This window comes from Solimonas marina (assembly GCF_012241385.1).
Classification (GTDB): domain Bacteria; phylum Pseudomonadota; class Gammaproteobacteria; order Nevskiales; family Nevskiaceae; genus Solimonas; species Solimonas marina.
In genome coordinates, this window is the sequence record NZ_JAAVXB010000019.1 from 18,854 (window position 1) to 36,112 (window position 17,259).

The following is a 17,259-nucleotide window of genomic DNA, read 5'->3' on the forward strand; positions in this document are numbered from 1 at the left end:
ACCGGCACGCCGCGCAAACGGTTCTTCTGCTTCGACTGCACTTTGCCGACCGGCTGCCCACAGGAAGACGCGAGCGCCCGAGCAGGGGCCCCGCGCAGCGGGGATGCGACCAGCGAGCGGCTTGGCGGCCTGCGAATCACTGCACCACCACCGGCACGCCGCGCAGACGGTTCTTCTGCTTCGACTGCACCTTGCCGACCAGCTGCCCGCAGGCCGCGTCGATGTCGTCACCGCGCGTGCGGCGCGTGGTCGCGAAGACACCGCGATCGCGCAGGATCTTCGAAAACGCGGCGATGACCTCGGTCTTCGAGCGCTGATATGGCGCGCCCGGGAACGGATTGAACGGAATCAGATTGACCTTGGCCGACATGCCACCCAGCAGCTTCGCCAGCTGGCGCGCGTGCTCGGGCTTGTCGTTGATGCCGTCGAGCATCACGTACTCGTAGACGATGTGCGCCTTGCGGTCCTTGTTCGCCGTGTAGCGGCGACAGGCTTCGAGCAGTTCCGCGATCGGGTACTTGCGATTGATCGGCACCAGCTCGTTACGCAATGCGTCGTTGGGCGCATGCAGCGACACCGCCAGCGCGGTGTCGACGTCGTCGCGCAAACGGTCCATGAACGGCACCAGGCCGGACGTCGAGACCGTCACGCGGCGCTTCGACAAACCGAAACCAAAGTCGTCGAGCAAAATGCGAATCGCCGCCAGCACCGCGCTGTAATTGGCCAGCGGCTCGCCCATGCCCATGAAGACAATGTTCGAGATGATGCGTTCGTTCTGGAAGTCGCCGCCCAGCGTACGCGCCGCAAACCAGACCTGGGCGATGATTTCCGCCGCCGTCATGTTGCGGTTCAAGCCCTGTTGCGCCGTCGAGCAGAACGAGCAGTCCATCGCGCAACCGACCTGCGACGAGATGCACAGCGTGCCGCGATTGTCTTCCGGGATGTAGACGGTCTCGATGGCGTTGCCGCCGTCGAGTCGCAATACCCACTTGCGCGTGCCGTCCACCGAGACCTGCTCGGTGACCAGCTCCGGCGTACGGATGACGAAATGCTCGGCGAGCCTGGCGCGCAGGTCCTTGCCGATGTTCGTCATCTCGTCGAACGAATCCTTGCCGCGCCGATAAATCCACAGCATGACCTGATCGGCGCGGTACGGCTTCTCGCCCATTTCCGCGAACCGCTCGCGCAGCTGCGCCCGGTCGAGGCCGAACAGATTGATCGGCTTGACGGGTGGCTTGCTGGCGGCGGTCGCGGTCATGGCGAGACGATGCGTGCCCTCAGCGGGTGCGCGGGCAGATTTCCGTCGCGCGGAAGAAGTAGGCGATCTCGTTCTTCGCGTTGTCGAGGCTGTCCGAGCCGTGCGCGGCGTTCTCGTCGATGGAGTCGGCGAAATCGGCGCGGATCGTGCCGGCGGTGGCCTTCTTCGGGTCGGTGGCGCCCATCACGTCACGGTAGGTGGCGACGGCGTTCTCGCCTTCGAGCACCATGACCATGACCGGACCGCTGATCATGAACTTGACGAGGTCGCCGAAGAACGGGCGCTCGGAATGCACGGCATAGAAGCCTTCGGCTTCACCCTGCGTCAGATGCGTCATGCGGGCCGCCACGACCTGGAGGCCGGCGCTCTCGATGCGCGCAATGATCTGACCGATCGCATTCTTGCCGACGGCATCCGGCTTGAGGATCGAGAGGGTACGTTCAACGGCCACGTGAAACTCCTTGAAAACTGTAGGGGAAATAGCAAAAGGGCCATACGAGGCCCCGTCAGGTTTACTGAGAAATCAATAAATTATAGCCGGCGCTGCTGCAGCGCGGCAATGAAAGACAGCGAGCGGTCGGCTTGTCGCCCGACACCGAGGGGCAGCGCAAGCCGCAGCCGATGAAGCCGCCGAACTGCAAAGCACGACTTGTCCCGCCAATACACAGCGAGCGCCGGCTTCCAGCCCCCACCGAACCGCTCATATGTGGAGCCCCCACCACGCCGTTCATGCCGAGTGCCGCCGAAGGCGGTGTATCGAGGCGCGCACATGCCCGCACCTTCAGAGCCCTCTCGATACCGATCGCTACGCGATCACTCGGGGCGAACGGCAGGTAATGCTTGTGAAGCCTCCCACCGTCCCGCTCATGCCGAGTGCCGCCAAAGGCGGTGCATCGAAGCACGCACACACCCGCACCTTCAGAGCCCTCTCGATACCGATCGCTACGCGATCACTCGGGGCGAACGGCGGGTGATGCTTGTGGAGCCTTCCACCGTCCCGCTCATACCGAATGCCGCCGAAGGCGGCGTATCGAGGCACGCACATGCCCGCAACTTCAGAGTCCTCGATACCGATCGCTGCGCGATCACTCGGGGCGAACGGCGGGTGATGCTTGTGGAGCCTTCCACCGTCCCGCTCATGCCGAATGCCGCCGAAGGCGGCGTATCGAGGCACGCACATGCCCGCAACTTCAGAGTCCCCTCGATACGACCGCTACGCGATCACTCGGGACGAACGGCAGGTAATGCTTGTGGAGCCCCCACCATTCCGCTCATGCCGAGTGCCGCCGAAGGCGGTGTATCGAGGCACGCACGCGCCCGCCCACTGCGCGAAAACGCCTGACCGCCTCAGACCGCGAAGCTTTCTCCGCAACCGCACTGCGCGGTGACGTTCGGATTCAGGAACTTGAACGACTCGTTGAGGCCTTGCTTCTGGAAGTCCAGCGTCATGCCTTCCAGCATCGGCAGGTGATCCGGCCGCACGACCAGCTTGGAGCCATGCTGCTCGAACACCACATCGTCGGAGCCGATTTCGTCGGCGTAATCCATCGTGTAGGCATAGCCGGAACAGCCGGACTTGCGCACGCCGACACGCAGGCCCAGGCCGCTGCCACGCTTTTCGATCTGCTGGTTGATGCGCCGGGCGGCGCTCTCGGTCAACTGAATGCTCATGACGTCTTGCTCACATCTGACGGCGGGATCTGCTGCGCAAGAGCGCGCAGGCTGTCTTCGCCCATAAGGGCACAATGGAGTTTGTCCTCCGGAATTTCAAGGACTTCACGGATCTCCGACGCCTCGATCCGCGACCACTCGACGAACGGCCGGCGCTCGATCTGCTCAGCCAGCCATTCGCCGACCGCGATCGTCACCGGGCAACCGTAGGCCTGGAACCGCGCTTGGCCCGTGCCGGGCGCAAGCTGCAGACGCAGCATGGTCCGCGCCGCCGCGCTGCCCGCCTGCGCCTCGACCACCCCGATCGCATCGGCCGGCAGCCGGCCGGCGTGGCGCGGCGCGCGAAACCGCTGCCAGACCGGCGCTGGATAGCCGAACACGTTGACGGTGGGCTCGGCGATCATGCGGCGGCGTCCCACAGCGGCGACCAGGCGCGCAGACGCGTGACCGCCTCGACGACCTGCGCGGCGGCGGCGTCGACCTGCGCCGACGTCGTGAAGCGCCCCATCGACAGGCGCAGCGACGAGCCGGCCAACTCGTCGTCGCGGCCCAGCGCACGCAGCACGTACGACGGCTCGCGCGTCGCCGACGAGCACGCTGACCCGCTCGACACCATCAGCGCCGGCAACATCGCGCGCAGCGACTCGCCCTCGGCACCGTCGAAGCTGACGTTGAGTATCCCCGGCACGCCCGCTTCAGCCGGGCTGTTGCGATAAATGCGCGGCAGCACCTGCAGCGCCGTCCACAGCCGCTCGCGCAGCGCGAGCAGGCGGTGCGCCTCGTCGGCCATGGCTTCACCCGCCAGACGGAAGGCCATGCCACAGCCGACGATCTGCTGCGTCGCCAGCGTGCCGGAACGCATGCCCTGCTCGTGTCCGCCACCATGGATTTGCGGCGCCAGCCGCGCGCGCGGCCGCTTGCGCACGAACAGCGCGCCAATGCCTTTCGGCCCGTAGAGCTTGTGGCCGGATACCGACAGCAGATCGATCGGCGTCTGCGCCAGGTCGATGGCCAGCTTGCCGGCCGCCTGCACCGCGTCGACATGAAACAGCACGCCGCGCTCGCGCAGCTGCGACGCCAGGGCAGCCACCGGGTTGATCGCGCCGGTTTCGTTGTTGACCCACATCAGCGACACCATCGCCGTTTCCGGACGCAGCGCCGCCAACACCTGCTCGGCCGCGATCAGTCCGTCGGCCTGCGGCGTCAGGTAGGTCACGCGCAGACCCTGCGTCTCCAGATAGCGGCAGGTATCCAGCACCGCCTTGTGTTCGATGCGGCTGGTGACGAGGTGCGCACCTTGCAGCCCACGGAATTCCAGCGCGCCCTTGATCGCCAGATTGTTCGACTCCGTCGCGCCGGAGGTCCAGACGATTTCGTCGGGGCCGCAGCCGAGCAACGCCGCGACCTCGGTGCGCGCCTGCTCGACCGCCGCCCGCGCCGAGCGGCCCATCGCGTGATCGGATGCGGGATTGCCGAAATGCGTCTCCGCATCGAGCCACGGCAGCATGGCATCGCGCACCCGCGGATCGAGCGGCGTGGTCGCCGCGTAATCGAGATAGATCATGGCTGCATGGCCGGCATCGCCGCTTGCGTGATCGCCGCCAGCGCGGCCAGAAACTGCTCGACCTCGGCAGCGCTGTTGTCCTTGCCGAAACTGACGCGGACCGCGCCGTCGGCGACCTCGTAGGCGATGCCCATGCCGAGCAGTACATGACTGGGCTCGCCCTTGCCGCTCGAACAGGCCGAGCCACTCGACACCGCGAAACCCTTGCGGTCGAGCTGCATCAGCAGCGCCTCGCCGTGATAGCCGGCGACGGCGAACTGCACCGTGTTCGGTGCCTTCGGCGCGCCATCGGCAAAGATCTGCACACCCGGCAGGCTGCGCAAGCCCGACTCCAACTGCTCACGCAAGGATTGCGTGTGGGCGGCGCGCGCATCCAGCTCTTGCAGCGCCAGTTCCGCCGCAGCGCCGAAGCCGACGATGGACGCGACGTTTTCGGTGCCACCGCGCAGGCCGCGTTCCTGCACCCCGCCGTGATGCAGCGGCGCCAGCTCGACATCAGCCCGCACGATCAGCGCGCCGATGCCTTTCGGGCCATAGATCTTGTGACTGGACACACTCATCAAATCGGCACGCAGCGCCGTGAAATCGAGCGGAATCTTGCCCAACGCCTGCACGGCGTCGACGTGCAACCAGCCGCCGGCGGCATGCACCGGATCGACCGCGCGCGCGACGTCCTGAATCACGCCGGTTTCGTTGTTGACGCGCATCAGCGAGACCAGGCGCACCGGCCCGGCCGCGAGCTGGCGCTCAAAGCGCGGCCCATCGATCAAGCCGTCGCGGCCGATGGCGACCGTCTCCACACCCCAGCCGCGCGCGCGCAGCGCCTCGGCCGTCTCCAGTACCGCCGGATGCTCGGTCGCGCCGTACAGCACCCGCGTCGGCAGCGCGCCCTCGGTCACGCCCTTCAGCGCCAGGTTGTCGGACTCGGTGCCGCCGGACGTCCAGATGATCTCGCGCGACTGGCAGCCGGCCAGCATCGCCAGCTGCTCCCGCGCCCGCTCCACCGCATCGCGCGCCGCGCGCCCGAAGCGATGCAAGGACGAGGCATTGCCGTACGGCCCGGACAAATACGGCAGCATCGCCTCGAGCACCCGCGGATCAAGGCGCGTGGTGGCGTTGTTGTCGAAGTAGACCGGCATGCGTGGGCTCGAAATGAAAGCCCCGGTATTTTACGCGCGAGCGCGACGGTCGTTCAGAGAAGGAAGGCAGCCGCCGACGCGACGCCAGGCCTCAATATGCAGGAGCCTGATGCCAAGCCCAGGCGTCACCGACAATTTGGCGGATATCCGCACGTTGTGGCTTCCAACCGAGGACCCGGCGCGCCTTTTCGCTGCTGGCGACGAGGATGGCGGGATCGCCGGCGCGACGCGGGCCATATGGGATGGCCAATGGGCGACCAATAATCGCCTCCGCGGCGTTGAGGACCTCGAGCACGGTGTAGCCGGCGCCATTGCCCAGGTTGAACCGGTGGAACCCCGGCTGCGCCGAGATGTAATCCAACGCGTGAAGATGTGCGTCCGCCAGATCGCAGACATGCACATAATCGCGGATGCAGGTGCCATCACGCGTCTTGTAATCGTTGCCAAACACGCGCACTTCGATCGATTCGCCCGCCGCACGGCGCAGGATCTTGGGAATCAGGTGCGTCTCTGGCGAATGTGATTCGCCGATCACGCCGGACGAGCACGCCCCCGCGGCGTTGAAATAGCGAAGTGCCGTAGCCTTGAGGCCATAGGCGCGCGCCGCATCGTCGAGAATCAATTCAACCGCAAGTTTCGAGTTGCCATACGGGTTGATGGGTGTGCAACTGTGCGCCTCGTCAATGAGATCGCGCTCTGGCTCCCCAAAAACCGCAGCGGTGGACGAGAACACAAAGCGATCGATGCCAACGTCCTTCATTGCCTGCAGTAAATGCAGCGTCGCAATGACGTTGTTCTCGTAGTAACGATACGGATCCTTCATTGACTCGCCAACCAATGAACTGGCCGCGAAATGCATCACCGCATCGATCTGGTAACGCTTCAGCGCATCTTTCACAACGGCCGTATCGCCCAGCGACGCCTGGACCAATTCGCCCCACTGCACGGCCGCGCGATGGCCAGTGGACAAATTATCGAGCACCACGACTCGATGGCCTGCTTCTGCAAGCCGCTTGCACATATGAGAGCCGATGTAGCCCGCCCCACCGGCAACCAGAACATTCACTAAGCGATTCCTCGTTGCTGCACGATCCTGCTTGATTTCATGCAAGTAACACGCCGCGGCGCCGCGCCTGCATGGTCAAGCTCCGGAACGATAGTACCCGATCGAAACACCCCGACCTCGTCACTCATTCGCCTGATCTGGCGGCAGCGGCACGCGACGCTGCTTGGGCTTTTCCACCGACGTCAGGATGCCGCGCAGGATGTTCAGCTCGTTGCGATCAGGCCCGGCGCGGTTGAACAGCTGGCGCAGGCGGCGCATCAGCATGCGCGGGTTGGCCGGATCGAGAAAGCCAGTCGACAGCAGAATGCGTTCGAGGTGCGCGTAGAAATGCTCCAGCTCCTCGGCGCCCGGCGGCTCGTAGCCCGGCAGATTCTGCTTGGTCGCGACGGCCGGCACCTCCGGCAACGCCGCCTTGCGCAACTCGTAGGCCAGCACCTGCACCGCCTGCGAGAGGTTCAAGGAGCTATAGCCCGGATTGGCCGGAATCATGGTCACGGCATGGCACAGGTCCAGCTCCTCGTTGGTCAGGCCCGTGCGCTCGCAGCCGAACACCACCGCCACCTTGGCGGTGGCTGCGGTCGACACCGCACGCGACGCCGCGTCCCAGGGACGCAAGGGCTCATCGCCGAGGTGCCGCGGACGCGCCGAGCTGCCGACGACCCAGCCGCAGCCCTCGACCGCCTCGGCCAGGGTTTCGACGACGCGGGCCTGCGCGATGACGGGTTCGGCGTGCGCCGCGGTCATCCGCGCCTGTGGATGCGGAAAGCGCTCCGGCCGCACCAGCACCAGCTCGGCGAGGCCCATGGTCAGCATCGCGCGGGCGGTCGAGCCGATATTGCCCGGATGCTGGGTCTTGACCAGCACGATGCGGATATTGGCGAGCGCGGGGGTGGCAGGATCGATCATGGTCGGCAGCTTTCGAATAAGGAAGCGGCGCCTCCGGCACACGCCCGAGGCCCCGAAAGGCGGCCGCCATTGTCCCTGCGGGCGCCGGGGCGTCAAGCCGTCGAAGCGTCGGCAAGGCCGGTGCCACGGTCGAGCGTGGCCCGATTGCCCAGCGGAGCGACGTGCTTTGACTCCCCTCGCGCAAGCGGTTGGAGGGGAAGTGGGCGTCGGAAAGCGTCACTTGTTCTTCCAGCAGCGTCCGGAGCGTCACGCACCCCACCTCACCCAACCCTCTCCGCCCCGCTGGCGGAGAGGGCTTTAGATGGTGCCGTGGGCACGAATGTGTTTTTACTCCCCTCCGCCCGCTTGCGGGGGGAGCGGCTGGGCGAGGTGGGCGCCGGAAAGCGTCGCCCTTCCTTTCAGCCGCATCCGGAGCGTCATGCACCCACCTCACCCAACCCTCTCCGCCCCACTGGCGGAGAGGGCTTCAGATGGCGCCGCGGGCGCGAATGTGTTTTTGCTCCTCTCCACCCGCGTGCAGGGGAGAGGCTGGGCGAGGTGGGCGCCGGAAAGCATCGCCCTTCCTTCCAGCCGCACCCGGAGCATCACGCACCCCACCTCACCCAACCCTCTCCGCCCCGCTGGCGGAGAGGGCTTTAGATGGTGCCGTGGGCACGAATGTGTTTTTACTCCCCTCCGCCCGCTTGCGGGGGGAGGGGCTGGGGGAGGTGGGCGCCGGAAGGCAGCGCCATGCTGCGCAGTAGCATCAGATGCGCCGGCATCCACCGGCGGCGTCCCGTGCAGGGCCGACGCTCTGTTATCCTATGCGTCTCCCTCCCCGTTTCTTTAAGTCCCGGCCCGTCATGCACCCGCTGGTCAATATCGCCGTTTCAGCCGCCCGCTCGGCCGGCAATTTCATCATGCGCCACTACGAGCGCACGGATCTGCTGAAGATCGAGCGCAAGGCGAAGAACGACTTCGTCACGCAGGTCGATCGCGGCGCGGAGCAGGAAATCATCCGCCTGATCCGCAAGGCCTATCCGCAGCACGCCATCCTCGCCGAGGAAAGCGGGCCGGACGGTGAAAACGAGGTGATGTGGATCATTGATCCGCTCGACGGCACAACCAACTTCCTGCACAGCATTCCGCACTTCGCCGTGTCGATCGGCATTCAGGTGCGCGGCAAGCTTGAGCACGGCGTGATCTACGCCCCCTGCACGCAAGACTTGTATGTCGCCTCCAACGGCTCGGGCGCCACCCTGAACAATCGCCGCATTCGCGTCAGCCAGAACAAGGACATGGAGCAGGCGCTGATCGGCACCGGCGTGCCGCTGCGCGAGGAATTCCTCGACCGTTACACACCGATGCTGCGCAACATCGCCGCCAACACCGCCGGCGTGCGCCGCGCCGGCTCGGCAGCGCTGGACCTGGCCTACGTGGCCGCCGGCCGGCTCGACGGCTTCTGGGAGTTCAATCTCAAGCCCTGGGACATGGCCGCCGGCGTGGTCATGGTCCGCGAGGCGGGCGGCATCGTTCGCGCACTGGACGGCAGCGACGACCCTCTTCCCGACGGTCACGTCCTCGCGACGACGATCAAGCTCGACAGCGATTTGCGCGCATTGCTGCGTTAGGCGCAGGCATTCCGGCGGCAGCAAGGGTGACGACGAAGTCCGCTCACTGCCGCACCAAAACCCGCTTCCATCAGCAACGCAGAAGGCAAAAGGCTGCGAATCCTCTCCCTCCGTACGGCGGCGCTCTCGGGCCAGAGTGATGTGCGCCGCTCGTCGCGACGCAGCTGCAAGGCATAGTGCCGCCTTCCGGCACCCACCTCCCCCAGCCCCTCCCCCCGCACGCGGGCGGAGGGGAGTTGGATCGCCGCGCGACGAAGCAGCAGAAGCCATCGATCCGACGCTCCGTGCGCACCATCTCGAAAAGCCTGCTCCATCAGCGAGACAGAACAGACATTCCGTCACGCGCGGAAGCCGCAGATCCCACAAAGCCCTCTCCGCCAGCGGGGCGGAGAGGGTTGGGTGAGGTGGGGTTCTAGCTCGCCGCAGTGCAGCTGCAGCGCGACGCTGCCTTCCTGCACCCCCTCCCCCCACAAGTGGGCGGAGGGGAGTTGGATTGCCGCGTGCCGAAGCAGAAGCCATCGATCCGACGCTCGTACGCACCACCCCGAAAAGCCCGCTCCACCAGCGAGACAGAGCAGACGTTCCGTCACGTGCGGAAGCTGCAGATGCCACAAAGCCCTCTCCGCCAGCGGGGCGGAGAGGGTTTGGGTGAGGTGGGGATGCGTGACGCACGAGCGCCGCTGGATGACACGCGGACTGTCATAAAAATGTAAAAATATCCCTTTGCCATGCGCCCGCTTTCCGACGCACAGGACTCTTCATGCTTGGCCGTCTGATGCCCCGCGAGGGGAAGTTCTTCGATCTCTTCAATGCGCACGCTGAGCAGATCGTGCTGGGCGCCGAGCACCTGCTCGGACTCATGCGGACGCTGGGCCGCGACGCTGACCGGTCACAGGCACATGCGGCAGAGATCGATGCGATCGAGGACCGCGCCGACAAGATCACGCATCAAACCGTCGCGCTGCTGCATTCGACGTTCATCACACCGCTGGACCGCGACGAGATTCACCAGCTGATCTCACGCCTCGATGATGTCATCGACATGATCCAGGCCGCGGCGCAGATGATCGACACCTACGACCTGCGCGACAGCACGCCGGAAGCCGTGCGCTTCGCCGAGATCATCCTCGACTCGGCGCGCAAGGTTGCCGAGGCGGTCGCGCTGCTCTCGGATATGGACAACAGCCGCAAGATCATGGTCGCCACGCGTGACATCGGCACCCTGGAAGCCGACGCCGATCAGGTCTTGCGCGAGTCGCTGTCGAAGATATTCCGCACCGAGCCCGACGTCCGTCAGCTGATCAAGCTCAAGGATCTGTACGAATCGCTGGAGATGGTCACCGACCACTGCGACGACGTCGGCAACATGCTCGAATCGATCGTGCTCGAAAACGCTTGAGGTCCGCGGCATGGACCACGTGACACTGCACGTCATTCTGTTTCTGATCCTGCTGGCGCTGGCCTTCGATTTCATCAACGGCTTTCATGACGCCGCCAACTCGATCGCCACCGTCGTCTCCACCGGCGTGCTCAAACCGCAGATCGCCGTCGTCTTCGCCGCGGCGTTCAACTTCCTCGCCTACTTCATCTTCCCGCTGAAAGTCGCGGCCACGATCGGCAAAGGCACGATAGACCCCAGCATCATTGATCACTATGTGATCTTCGGCGCGCTGGCGGGCGCCATCGCCTGGAACCTCATCACCTGGTACTTCGGCCTGCCCTCGAGCTCGTCGCACGCACTGATCGGCGGCCTGGTCGGCGCCGGCCTGTGCAAAGGCGGCTTTCACTCGCTGATCTGGTCGGGCCTGCTGAAGACGATCGCCTTCATCGTCATCTCGCCCCTGCTGGGCTTCGTGCTCGGCTCCATCCTCACACTGGCCGTGAGCTGGATGTTCTTTCACTCCACGCAGCGCCGCGTCGACAAGCTGTTCCGGCGCCTGCAGCTGCTTTCCGCCTCACTCTACAGCCTTGGCCACGGCGGCAATGACGCGCAGAAGACCGCCGGCATCATCTGGATGCTGCTGATCGCCACGACCGCGCAGGACCCCACCATTCTTCCGCACTGGATGCATGCTCATCCCGACCACCTCCCCGGCTGGATCGTCGCGGCCTGCTACATCACGATCGGCACCGGCACCATGTTCGGCGGCTGGCGCATCGTCAAAACCATGGGCCAGAAAATCACCAAACTCAAGCCCATCGGCGGCTTCTGCGCCGAAGTCGGCGGCGCCACAACGCTGTTCATCGCGTCCGGCTTCGGCATCCCGGTGTCGACCACGCACACCATCACCGGTGCCATCATGGGCGTCGGCGCCACGCGCCGCTTCTCCGCAGTGCGCTGGGGCGTCGCCGGCTCCATCGTCTGGGCCTGGGCGCTGACCATCCCGGCCGCCGCGATCATCTCGGCGATCGCCTGGAAAATCGGGCGTTGGATCTTGTAGGCACGACGGTCGCGGTCTCGTTTCTTCTTTTACTGCGGAGCATGTACTGCGGAGCATGCAGAGGCGGTGACAGCAACGCCTGGCAGATACTTTCCGGCGCCCACCTGCCCCAGCCCCTCCCACCCCGCACGCGGGCGGAGGGAAGTGGGATTGACGCATGCCGAAGCGGAAGCGGCCGATTCAACGCTCCGTGCACACCACCTCGAAAAGCCTGCTCCACCAGCAAGACACAGACGTTCCGTCACGTGCGGAAGCTGCAGATCCCACAAAGCCCTCTCCGCCAGCGGGGCGGAGAGGGTTGGGTGAGGTGGGGTGCCTGCTCGCCGCAGTACAGCTGCGGAGCACGGCGCGGCCTTCCGGCACCCACCTCCCCCAGCCCCTCCCCCCGCACGCGGGCGGAGGGGAGTTAGGCCCGTGAGGACCGAGACGAGAGCCAGCAACTCCGATTTCGGGGCGCCGTCGAAAAGCCCTCTCCGCCAGCGGGGCGGAGAGGGTTGGGTGAGGTGGGGTGCCCGCTCGCCGCGGTACAGCTGCAGAGCACAGCGCCACCTTCCAGCGCCCACCTCCCCCAGCCCCTCCCCCCGCACGCGGGCGGAGGGGAGAAAAGCGCACGCGCAACTGTCGCCGCACCCTCACCCCTCACCTCTGCCTGCGGAATTTTTTATTGATCCGGAAACAGCCCCGGCAACCAGCGCGCCGCAAGCCGGGCAGGAAACGCCAGATGCAGGGGCGCACGGGTTGAAGTCGCTATCAGCACGCCTGCATCCAGCAAGGCCGACGTGATCCGGCGGGCCTGCCGATCACCAGTGCCCAGAACCTTGAGGACATCCGCGCGCGGCAGTTCCCCGCGATACAGCACCGCATCGAGCACCGCGTCCGCACGCGGAGGCAAGCTCCCTAGCCGGATTTCTTCCTCGGCCCAGATCAGGATGCGGTGGCGTAAACGCTCAGGCTGGATCAGCGATTCCATGAAATCGATCTGGTCGATGCAGGTTTCCAAAAAGAACACGGCAAACTCGGCCAGACGCGACTCACTGAGATTGCCGCGCCCGTCATAGTCGCCGTGGCGTGGCTCGTCACAGGCGGCCAAATGGGCTTTATAGGCTTGCTCCCGCCGGGCAAGCCCGCGTGCCACCGACCAGATGCCGCCGGTATTCATCGCCTCGTGCAGGATGGCGTACGACATCAGACGCGCGACGCGGCCGTTCCCGTCCAGAAACGGATGCATCCACAGCAGGCGATGATGCGCGGTCGCCGCCGCAATGATCGTGTCCACCTTGCCTAGCCTGGCGTAGCCCTCCTCAAAGCGCCGCATGAAACGGGGCAAGGCGCCGGGGCTGACAGGGATATGCTGCCCCACGGCCACGTCACGATGGCGCAGGCAACCCGGCATCACGCGGATGCGTTCACCAGTGTCCGGATTCTCGACCCACAGCAGTTCGTCCGGCAGACGTTCGCAGAAGCGTCGGTGCATCGCGAGAATCGCGGCTTCGGATGTGGCCGGGCCGGGCAAACCGCCTTCGTCGATCCACTGCTGCACTTCGATATGCGCCCTGGCCTCCATCTGGAGATCACGCTTTTTCGGGTCGCGGCTGTAGTCCTCATTGAGAGCACGCTCGATGTCGACCGGATGTGTATCGTGGCCTTCGATCAGATTGCTGTAATAGCAGTTCATCGCGCGCACCATCGCAGCCAGCGCCCGCGTCATCTGCGGCGGCAGGCTGCGGCTCAGTCCGGTCGATTTCTCCACCAGCTCAACGGCGAGGTCGGCCAGCCGCGATCGATGCGCGGAACTCGCCCGGATCAGCAGCGGCTCCATCGCCGTCGGCATTTCACCGCGGTCAACAGGCGCATCTATGTCCGCTTCCATGTCCGATTTTTCTTCGCTCATGTTCCATTATTATCATGTAATTATTGTATTTACGAGCAAATTTATAGCCTCCTCACGCCCGCTTTCATGGCCGGATCAGACAAGTGCGCCATCAACCCAGTCAGAAGATGTGCCCTCTCCGCCAGCCGGGGGCGGAGAAGATTGGGTGAGGCGGGATACCAGCTCGCCGCCGTGCAGCTGCAGAGCGCGGCGCGGCCTTCCAGCCCCCACCTCCCCCAGCCCCTCCCCCCACAAGCGGGCGGAGGGGAGCCGGACCGGCCAGGGCCGAGGCGAAAGCCCCCGATCCGCAGCCCGGCGCGCAGCACCGCGAAAGCCCTCTCCGCCGGCGGGGCGGAGAGGGTTGGGTGAGGTGAGGTGCCCGCTCGCCGCGGTACATTTGCCGCGCACAAAGCTGCCTTCAGAGCGCAGCGTGAACACCCGGGCGACAACTTACCTTGATATGCACCGTTGATACGGCCCCGTCACTTCCCATGAGCAGCGCAAACAAAAAGCGCGCCGGACGTCTGCCCGGCGCGCCTTTCAATCAAGCAGCTTCAGACCGCGAAGCTCTCGCGGCTCTTGCCCGCCGCTTCCGCGTCGGCCAGCCACTTTGGCGTGCGGCCGCGGCCGCTCCAGCTTTCGCCGGTAGCCGGGTTGCGGTACTTGGCCGCAACCTTGCTTGCACTCTTCTTGGCGCGCGACGATGATTTCGCCCCCCCGAGGTCCTCAAGCGTCAGGCCGAATTGCTCCATTTTCTCCTTGATTTCGGCGATCACCTTATCCAGTTCGGCGCGCCGGACGTCTTCCGCCTGACGAGTGAGAGCCTCAATCTGCTTCAGTAATTCACTATAAGTCGCCACGTTTATTCTCTTATAAAAAAGGTACGGAATACTACGCGTAAAAGCGCCGACCATTATAGGAGAACTCGCTATTCGCTGTATGGCCGTGACGTTTTCCGTGGTTTCCCGCAGCCCCCTTTTTGTGGCGTTAACCAATCAAGCATTCCGCGGTAATCTTTATAAAGAATACGATCATGTCATCACTTGCCTGCTTCAAAGCCTACGACATTCGCGGACGCGTTCCGGACGAGCTGAATGAAAATATCGCCTACCGCCTGGGATTAGCGTTCGCCAAACGCTTTTCGCCGAGAAAGGTCGCGTTGGGGCGCGATATTCGGCATTCCAGCGAAGCCCTTCTGAATGCGCTGGCCCATGGCCTGGCCGAATCAGGCGTGGAGGTGCTTGATTTAGGATTGTGCGGCACGGAGGAGGTATATTGGGCCGCGCAACAAGCCGGAGTCGATGGCGCGATTGAAGTCACGGCGAGTCATAATCCGATCGATTACAACGGAATGAAGCTCGTGCTCGGAGGCGCGATACCCGTCTCCGGCGACTCAGGTTTGCGTGATCTGGAGCAACTCACCGCAAGCTCCACCGCAACACCCCCCAAAGGTCGGCCGGCAATGACACCGGCGAGCTTTCGCACTGAACTCGTTGAGTTTCTGAAGAAATACGCCCCAAGCCCAGCACAAAAGCGGCTGAAGATCGTCGTGAATCCAGGCAACGGCGCGGCCGGCCCACTGCTCGACGCCTTAGAGCCGCAACTCCCGTTTGACCTGGTGAAGGTCCATTTCGAGCCAGACGGCAGCTTTCCCCACGGCATTCCCAACCCGCTCTTGCCTGAGAATCGAGCCGCCACCTCGGAGGCTGTCATCCAGCACAATGCTGACTTCGGCGTCGCTTGGGATGGAGACTTCGATCGCTGCTTCCTCTTCGACGAACGCGGCACATTCATCGAAGGGTATTACATCGTCGGCCTGCTCGCAGAGGCGCTGCTGAAGCAGAGTCCAGGGGCACGTATCGTGCATGATCCTCGACTGACGTGGAACACCATCGACGTTGTCTCGGCCGCCAACGGCGTTGCCGTGCAATCCAAGACCGGCCACGCATTCATCAAAGAACGGATGCGCAAAGAGGATGCGATCTACGGCGGTGAAATGAGTGCCCACCATTACTTCCGGGACTTTGCCTATTGCGACAGCGGCATGCTGCCGTGGCTGCTGGCCGCGAAGCTGGTTGTGCAATCCGGCAAGCCACTTTCGGTCCTTGTCGAGGAACGCGTCGGGCTCTATCCCGCCAGCGGTGAGATCAACCGCACAGTTCCTGACGTTGGAACAGTGATTGCTGCTATCCGGAACGAGTATGCTGACAATGGCACCGTCGACACGACCGATGGCTTGAGTGTTGAGTATGCAGACTGGCGCTTCAATCTGCGCGGCTCCAACACCGAGCCGGTACTTCGGCTGAATGTTGAGTCACGGGGCAACGAGTCTTTGATGCGAGCACGCACTGACGAACTACTCGCAGCTATCGCACGGCACGGCGGCCAGCTCGTTGCCGCGCATTGAGCATATTTTTGAATTGGATATTTCGCTCGCCGAGCCGGCGAGCTGATCGGAGCGCAACATGAGTTTGATGTCATCCACTGCCCGTATTCTGCCCGTCCTGCTGGCCGGCGGCTCCGGCACCCGCCTCTGGCCACAGTCCCGTGAGCAGTATCCGAAACAGTTTCTGAGCCTGATCGATGACAAATCGTTGCTGCAAAATACGGCGCTGCGTGCCGCTCGAATTCCCGGGGCATTACCGCCGCTTGTAATTTGCGGCGATCAACACCGCTTCATTGCCGCTGAGCAATTACGCCAAATCGGCATCAAGGACGCCACGATTCTGCTAGAACCGGCGGGCCGTAATACCGCGCCGGCTGCGGGCGTTGCTGCTGAGTTTGCCAAAGCAAAGTACGGGGACGACACCCTCGTCTTCTTGATGGCGGCCGATCACGCCGTCAAAGATATCGAGGCTTTTGTACAGACGGTGGTGACAGCCTCTGCTGCCGCCAGCCTGGGCCGGATTGTCACCTTCGGCATTGTCCCGACTCGAGCTGAAACCGGTTACGGCTATCTAAAGCGCGGCGATGTACTCGCCAACGGCGCCCATCAAGTCGCAAAGTTCATCGAAAAGCCTAACCTTGATACGGCTGAGAAGTTCCTGAGCGACGGAGGCTATCTCTGGAATGGCGGTCTTTTCTTGTTCCGAACCGCAACATTCCTGAACGAGCTACAGCAGTTCGAACCCGAGATGGCAAAGCTCACGGCACAAGCGTACGCCGCCGGTCAACACGATCTCGACTTCGTCCGCCTTGATGCGAAAGCCTTCGAGCAGTGCCGCAACGATTCAATCGATTACGCCGTGATGGAAAAAACCAGCCTCGCCGCCCTCGTGCCGCTGGACGCGGGCTGGGACGATGTTGGGAGCTGGGAGTACCTCGGTACGCTGCCTCCTACCGACGAAGACGGCAATGTTGCGCGAGGTGACGTCATTCTCGAAGACGCGCACAACAATCTTATCAGCGCCCATTCGCGACTCGTCAGCTTGATCGGCGTCGATAATCATGTGGTCGTCGAAACCGACGACGCAGTCATGATCGCCCCAAGGAATCGCACGCAAGACGTCAAAAAAATCGTCCAGAAGCTGAAAAGCTCTGGGCGTACAGAGGCACAAAATCACCCGCGCGTTTATCGCCCCTGGGGCTGGTATGAAACCATCGCCTTGGCCGGTCGTTTCCAGGTCAAGCGCATCATGGTCAAGCCCGGAGAGAAGCCTTAGCCTCAACCATCAAGTGCAACACCCGCAGTCAGATAAGGTGTTGCGATGGGCGAAATTTACAAGCACTTGAGT

General features: G+C 64.0%; 15 protein-coding genes. 5 read left to right on the forward strand and 10 right to left on the reverse strand.

Annotated features, from left to right (window positions below; translation table 11 throughout):
- Window positions 1-136: 136 nt before the first annotated feature.
- The 8 genes from rlmN to G7Y82_RS20590 all read right to left on the reverse strand — a co-directional run bounded on the left by rlmN (window position 137) and on the right by G7Y82_RS20590 (window position 7,604).
- On the reverse strand, window positions 137-1,258 hold the full coding sequence (rlmN, locus tag G7Y82_RS20555) for a dual-specificity RNA methyltransferase RlmN (protein ID WP_168150015.1): 1,122 nt from the start codon (window positions 1,256-1,258) through the stop codon (window positions 137-139).
- A gap of 19 nt (window positions 1,259-1,277) precedes the next feature.
- Entirely contained in the window at window positions 1,278-1,709 is a 432-nt protein-coding gene (gene ndk, locus G7Y82_RS20560) for a nucleoside-diphosphate kinase (protein WP_168150016.1), read from the reverse strand.
- A gap of 896 nt (window positions 1,710-2,605) precedes the next feature.
- Complete coding sequence (locus tag G7Y82_RS20565) at window positions 2,606-2,929, reverse strand: HesB/IscA family protein (RefSeq protein ID WP_168150017.1); 324 nt, start codon at window positions 2,927-2,929, stop codon at window positions 2,606-2,608.
- Window positions 2,926-3,333 (reverse strand): iron-sulfur cluster assembly scaffold protein, encoded by a 408-nt coding sequence (locus tag G7Y82_RS20570; RefSeq protein WP_168150018.1) that lies wholly within the window; start codon window positions 3,331-3,333, stop codon window positions 2,926-2,928. Before G7Y82_RS20570 ends, G7Y82_RS20565 begins: the two co-directional genes overlap by 4 nt.
- Complete coding sequence (locus tag G7Y82_RS20575; RefSeq protein WP_168150019.1) at window positions 3,330-4,493, reverse strand: aminotransferase class V-fold PLP-dependent enzyme; 1,164 nt, start codon at window positions 4,491-4,493, stop codon at window positions 3,330-3,332. The genes G7Y82_RS20570 and G7Y82_RS20575 overlap by 4 nt, the downstream gene beginning before the upstream one ends.
- On the reverse strand, window positions 4,490-5,632 hold the full coding sequence (locus G7Y82_RS20580; protein WP_168150020.1) for a cysteine desulfurase family protein: 1,143 nt from the start codon (window positions 5,630-5,632) through the stop codon (window positions 4,490-4,492). Before G7Y82_RS20580 ends, G7Y82_RS20575 begins: the two co-directional genes overlap by 4 nt.
- Before the next feature lie 91 nt (window positions 5,633-5,723).
- Window positions 5,724-6,698: a UDP-glucose 4-epimerase GalE gene (gene galE, locus G7Y82_RS20585; protein ID WP_168150021.1), complete on the reverse strand. Its 975-nt coding sequence runs from the start codon at window positions 6,696-6,698 to the stop codon at window positions 5,724-5,726.
- Window positions 6,699-6,818: 120 nt separating this feature from the next.
- Complete coding sequence (locus G7Y82_RS20590; RefSeq protein WP_168150022.1) at window positions 6,819-7,604, reverse strand: RNA methyltransferase; 786 nt, start codon at window positions 7,602-7,604, stop codon at window positions 6,819-6,821.
- An 842-nt stretch (window positions 7,605-8,446) separates the two neighbouring features.
- Between G7Y82_RS20590 and G7Y82_RS20595 the strand changes: the two genes are divergently transcribed.
- The 3 genes from G7Y82_RS20595 to G7Y82_RS20605 all read left to right on the forward strand — a co-directional run bounded on the left by G7Y82_RS20595 (window position 8,447) and on the right by G7Y82_RS20605 (window position 11,655).
- Entirely contained in the window at window positions 8,447-9,214 is a 768-nt protein-coding gene (locus G7Y82_RS20595) for an inositol monophosphatase family protein (protein ID WP_168150023.1), read from the forward strand.
- A 760-nt stretch (window positions 9,215-9,974) separates the two neighbouring features.
- Entirely contained in the window at window positions 9,975-10,613 is a 639-nt protein-coding gene (locus G7Y82_RS20600; RefSeq protein WP_168150024.1) for a DUF47 domain-containing protein, read from the forward strand.
- A 10-nt stretch (window positions 10,614-10,623) separates the two neighbouring features.
- A complete protein-coding gene (locus G7Y82_RS20605; protein WP_168150025.1) occupies window positions 10,624-11,655 on the forward strand; it encodes an inorganic phosphate transporter in 1,032 nt (343 codons plus the stop codon).
- Window positions 11,656-12,316: 661 nt separating this feature from the next.
- Here the strand turns inward: G7Y82_RS20605 and G7Y82_RS20610 are convergent.
- Both G7Y82_RS20610 and G7Y82_RS20615 read right to left on the reverse strand, forming a co-directional pair.
- The gene (locus G7Y82_RS20610; RefSeq protein ID WP_168150026.1) at window positions 12,317-13,546 is read right to left on the reverse strand and encodes a Fic family protein; all 1,230 of its coding nucleotides are present in this window, start codon (window positions 13,544-13,546) and stop codon (window positions 12,317-12,319) included.
- 533 nt (window positions 13,547-14,079) lie between these two features.
- Window positions 14,080-14,385 carry an H-NS histone family protein gene (locus tag G7Y82_RS20615; RefSeq protein ID WP_168150027.1) on the reverse strand — a complete coding sequence of 102 codons (306 nt, stop codon included), beginning with the start codon at window positions 14,383-14,385 and terminating at the stop codon, window positions 14,080-14,082.
- Window positions 14,386-14,558: 173 nt separating this feature from the next.
- Here G7Y82_RS20615 and G7Y82_RS20620 point away from each other — a divergent pair, with 173 nt between their 5' ends.
- Window positions 14,559-15,932 (forward strand): phosphohexomutase domain-containing protein, encoded by a 1,374-nt coding sequence (locus G7Y82_RS20620; protein ID WP_168150028.1) that lies wholly within the window; start codon window positions 14,559-14,561, stop codon window positions 15,930-15,932.
- Window positions 15,933-15,990: 58 nt separating this feature from the next.
- The gene (locus G7Y82_RS20625) at window positions 15,991-17,187 is read left to right on the forward strand and encodes a mannose-1-phosphate guanylyltransferase/mannose-6-phosphate isomerase (protein WP_240954466.1); all 1,197 of its coding nucleotides are present in this window, start codon (window positions 15,991-15,993) and stop codon (window positions 17,185-17,187) included.
- The last annotated feature ends 72 nt before the right edge of the window (window positions 17,188-17,259 follow it).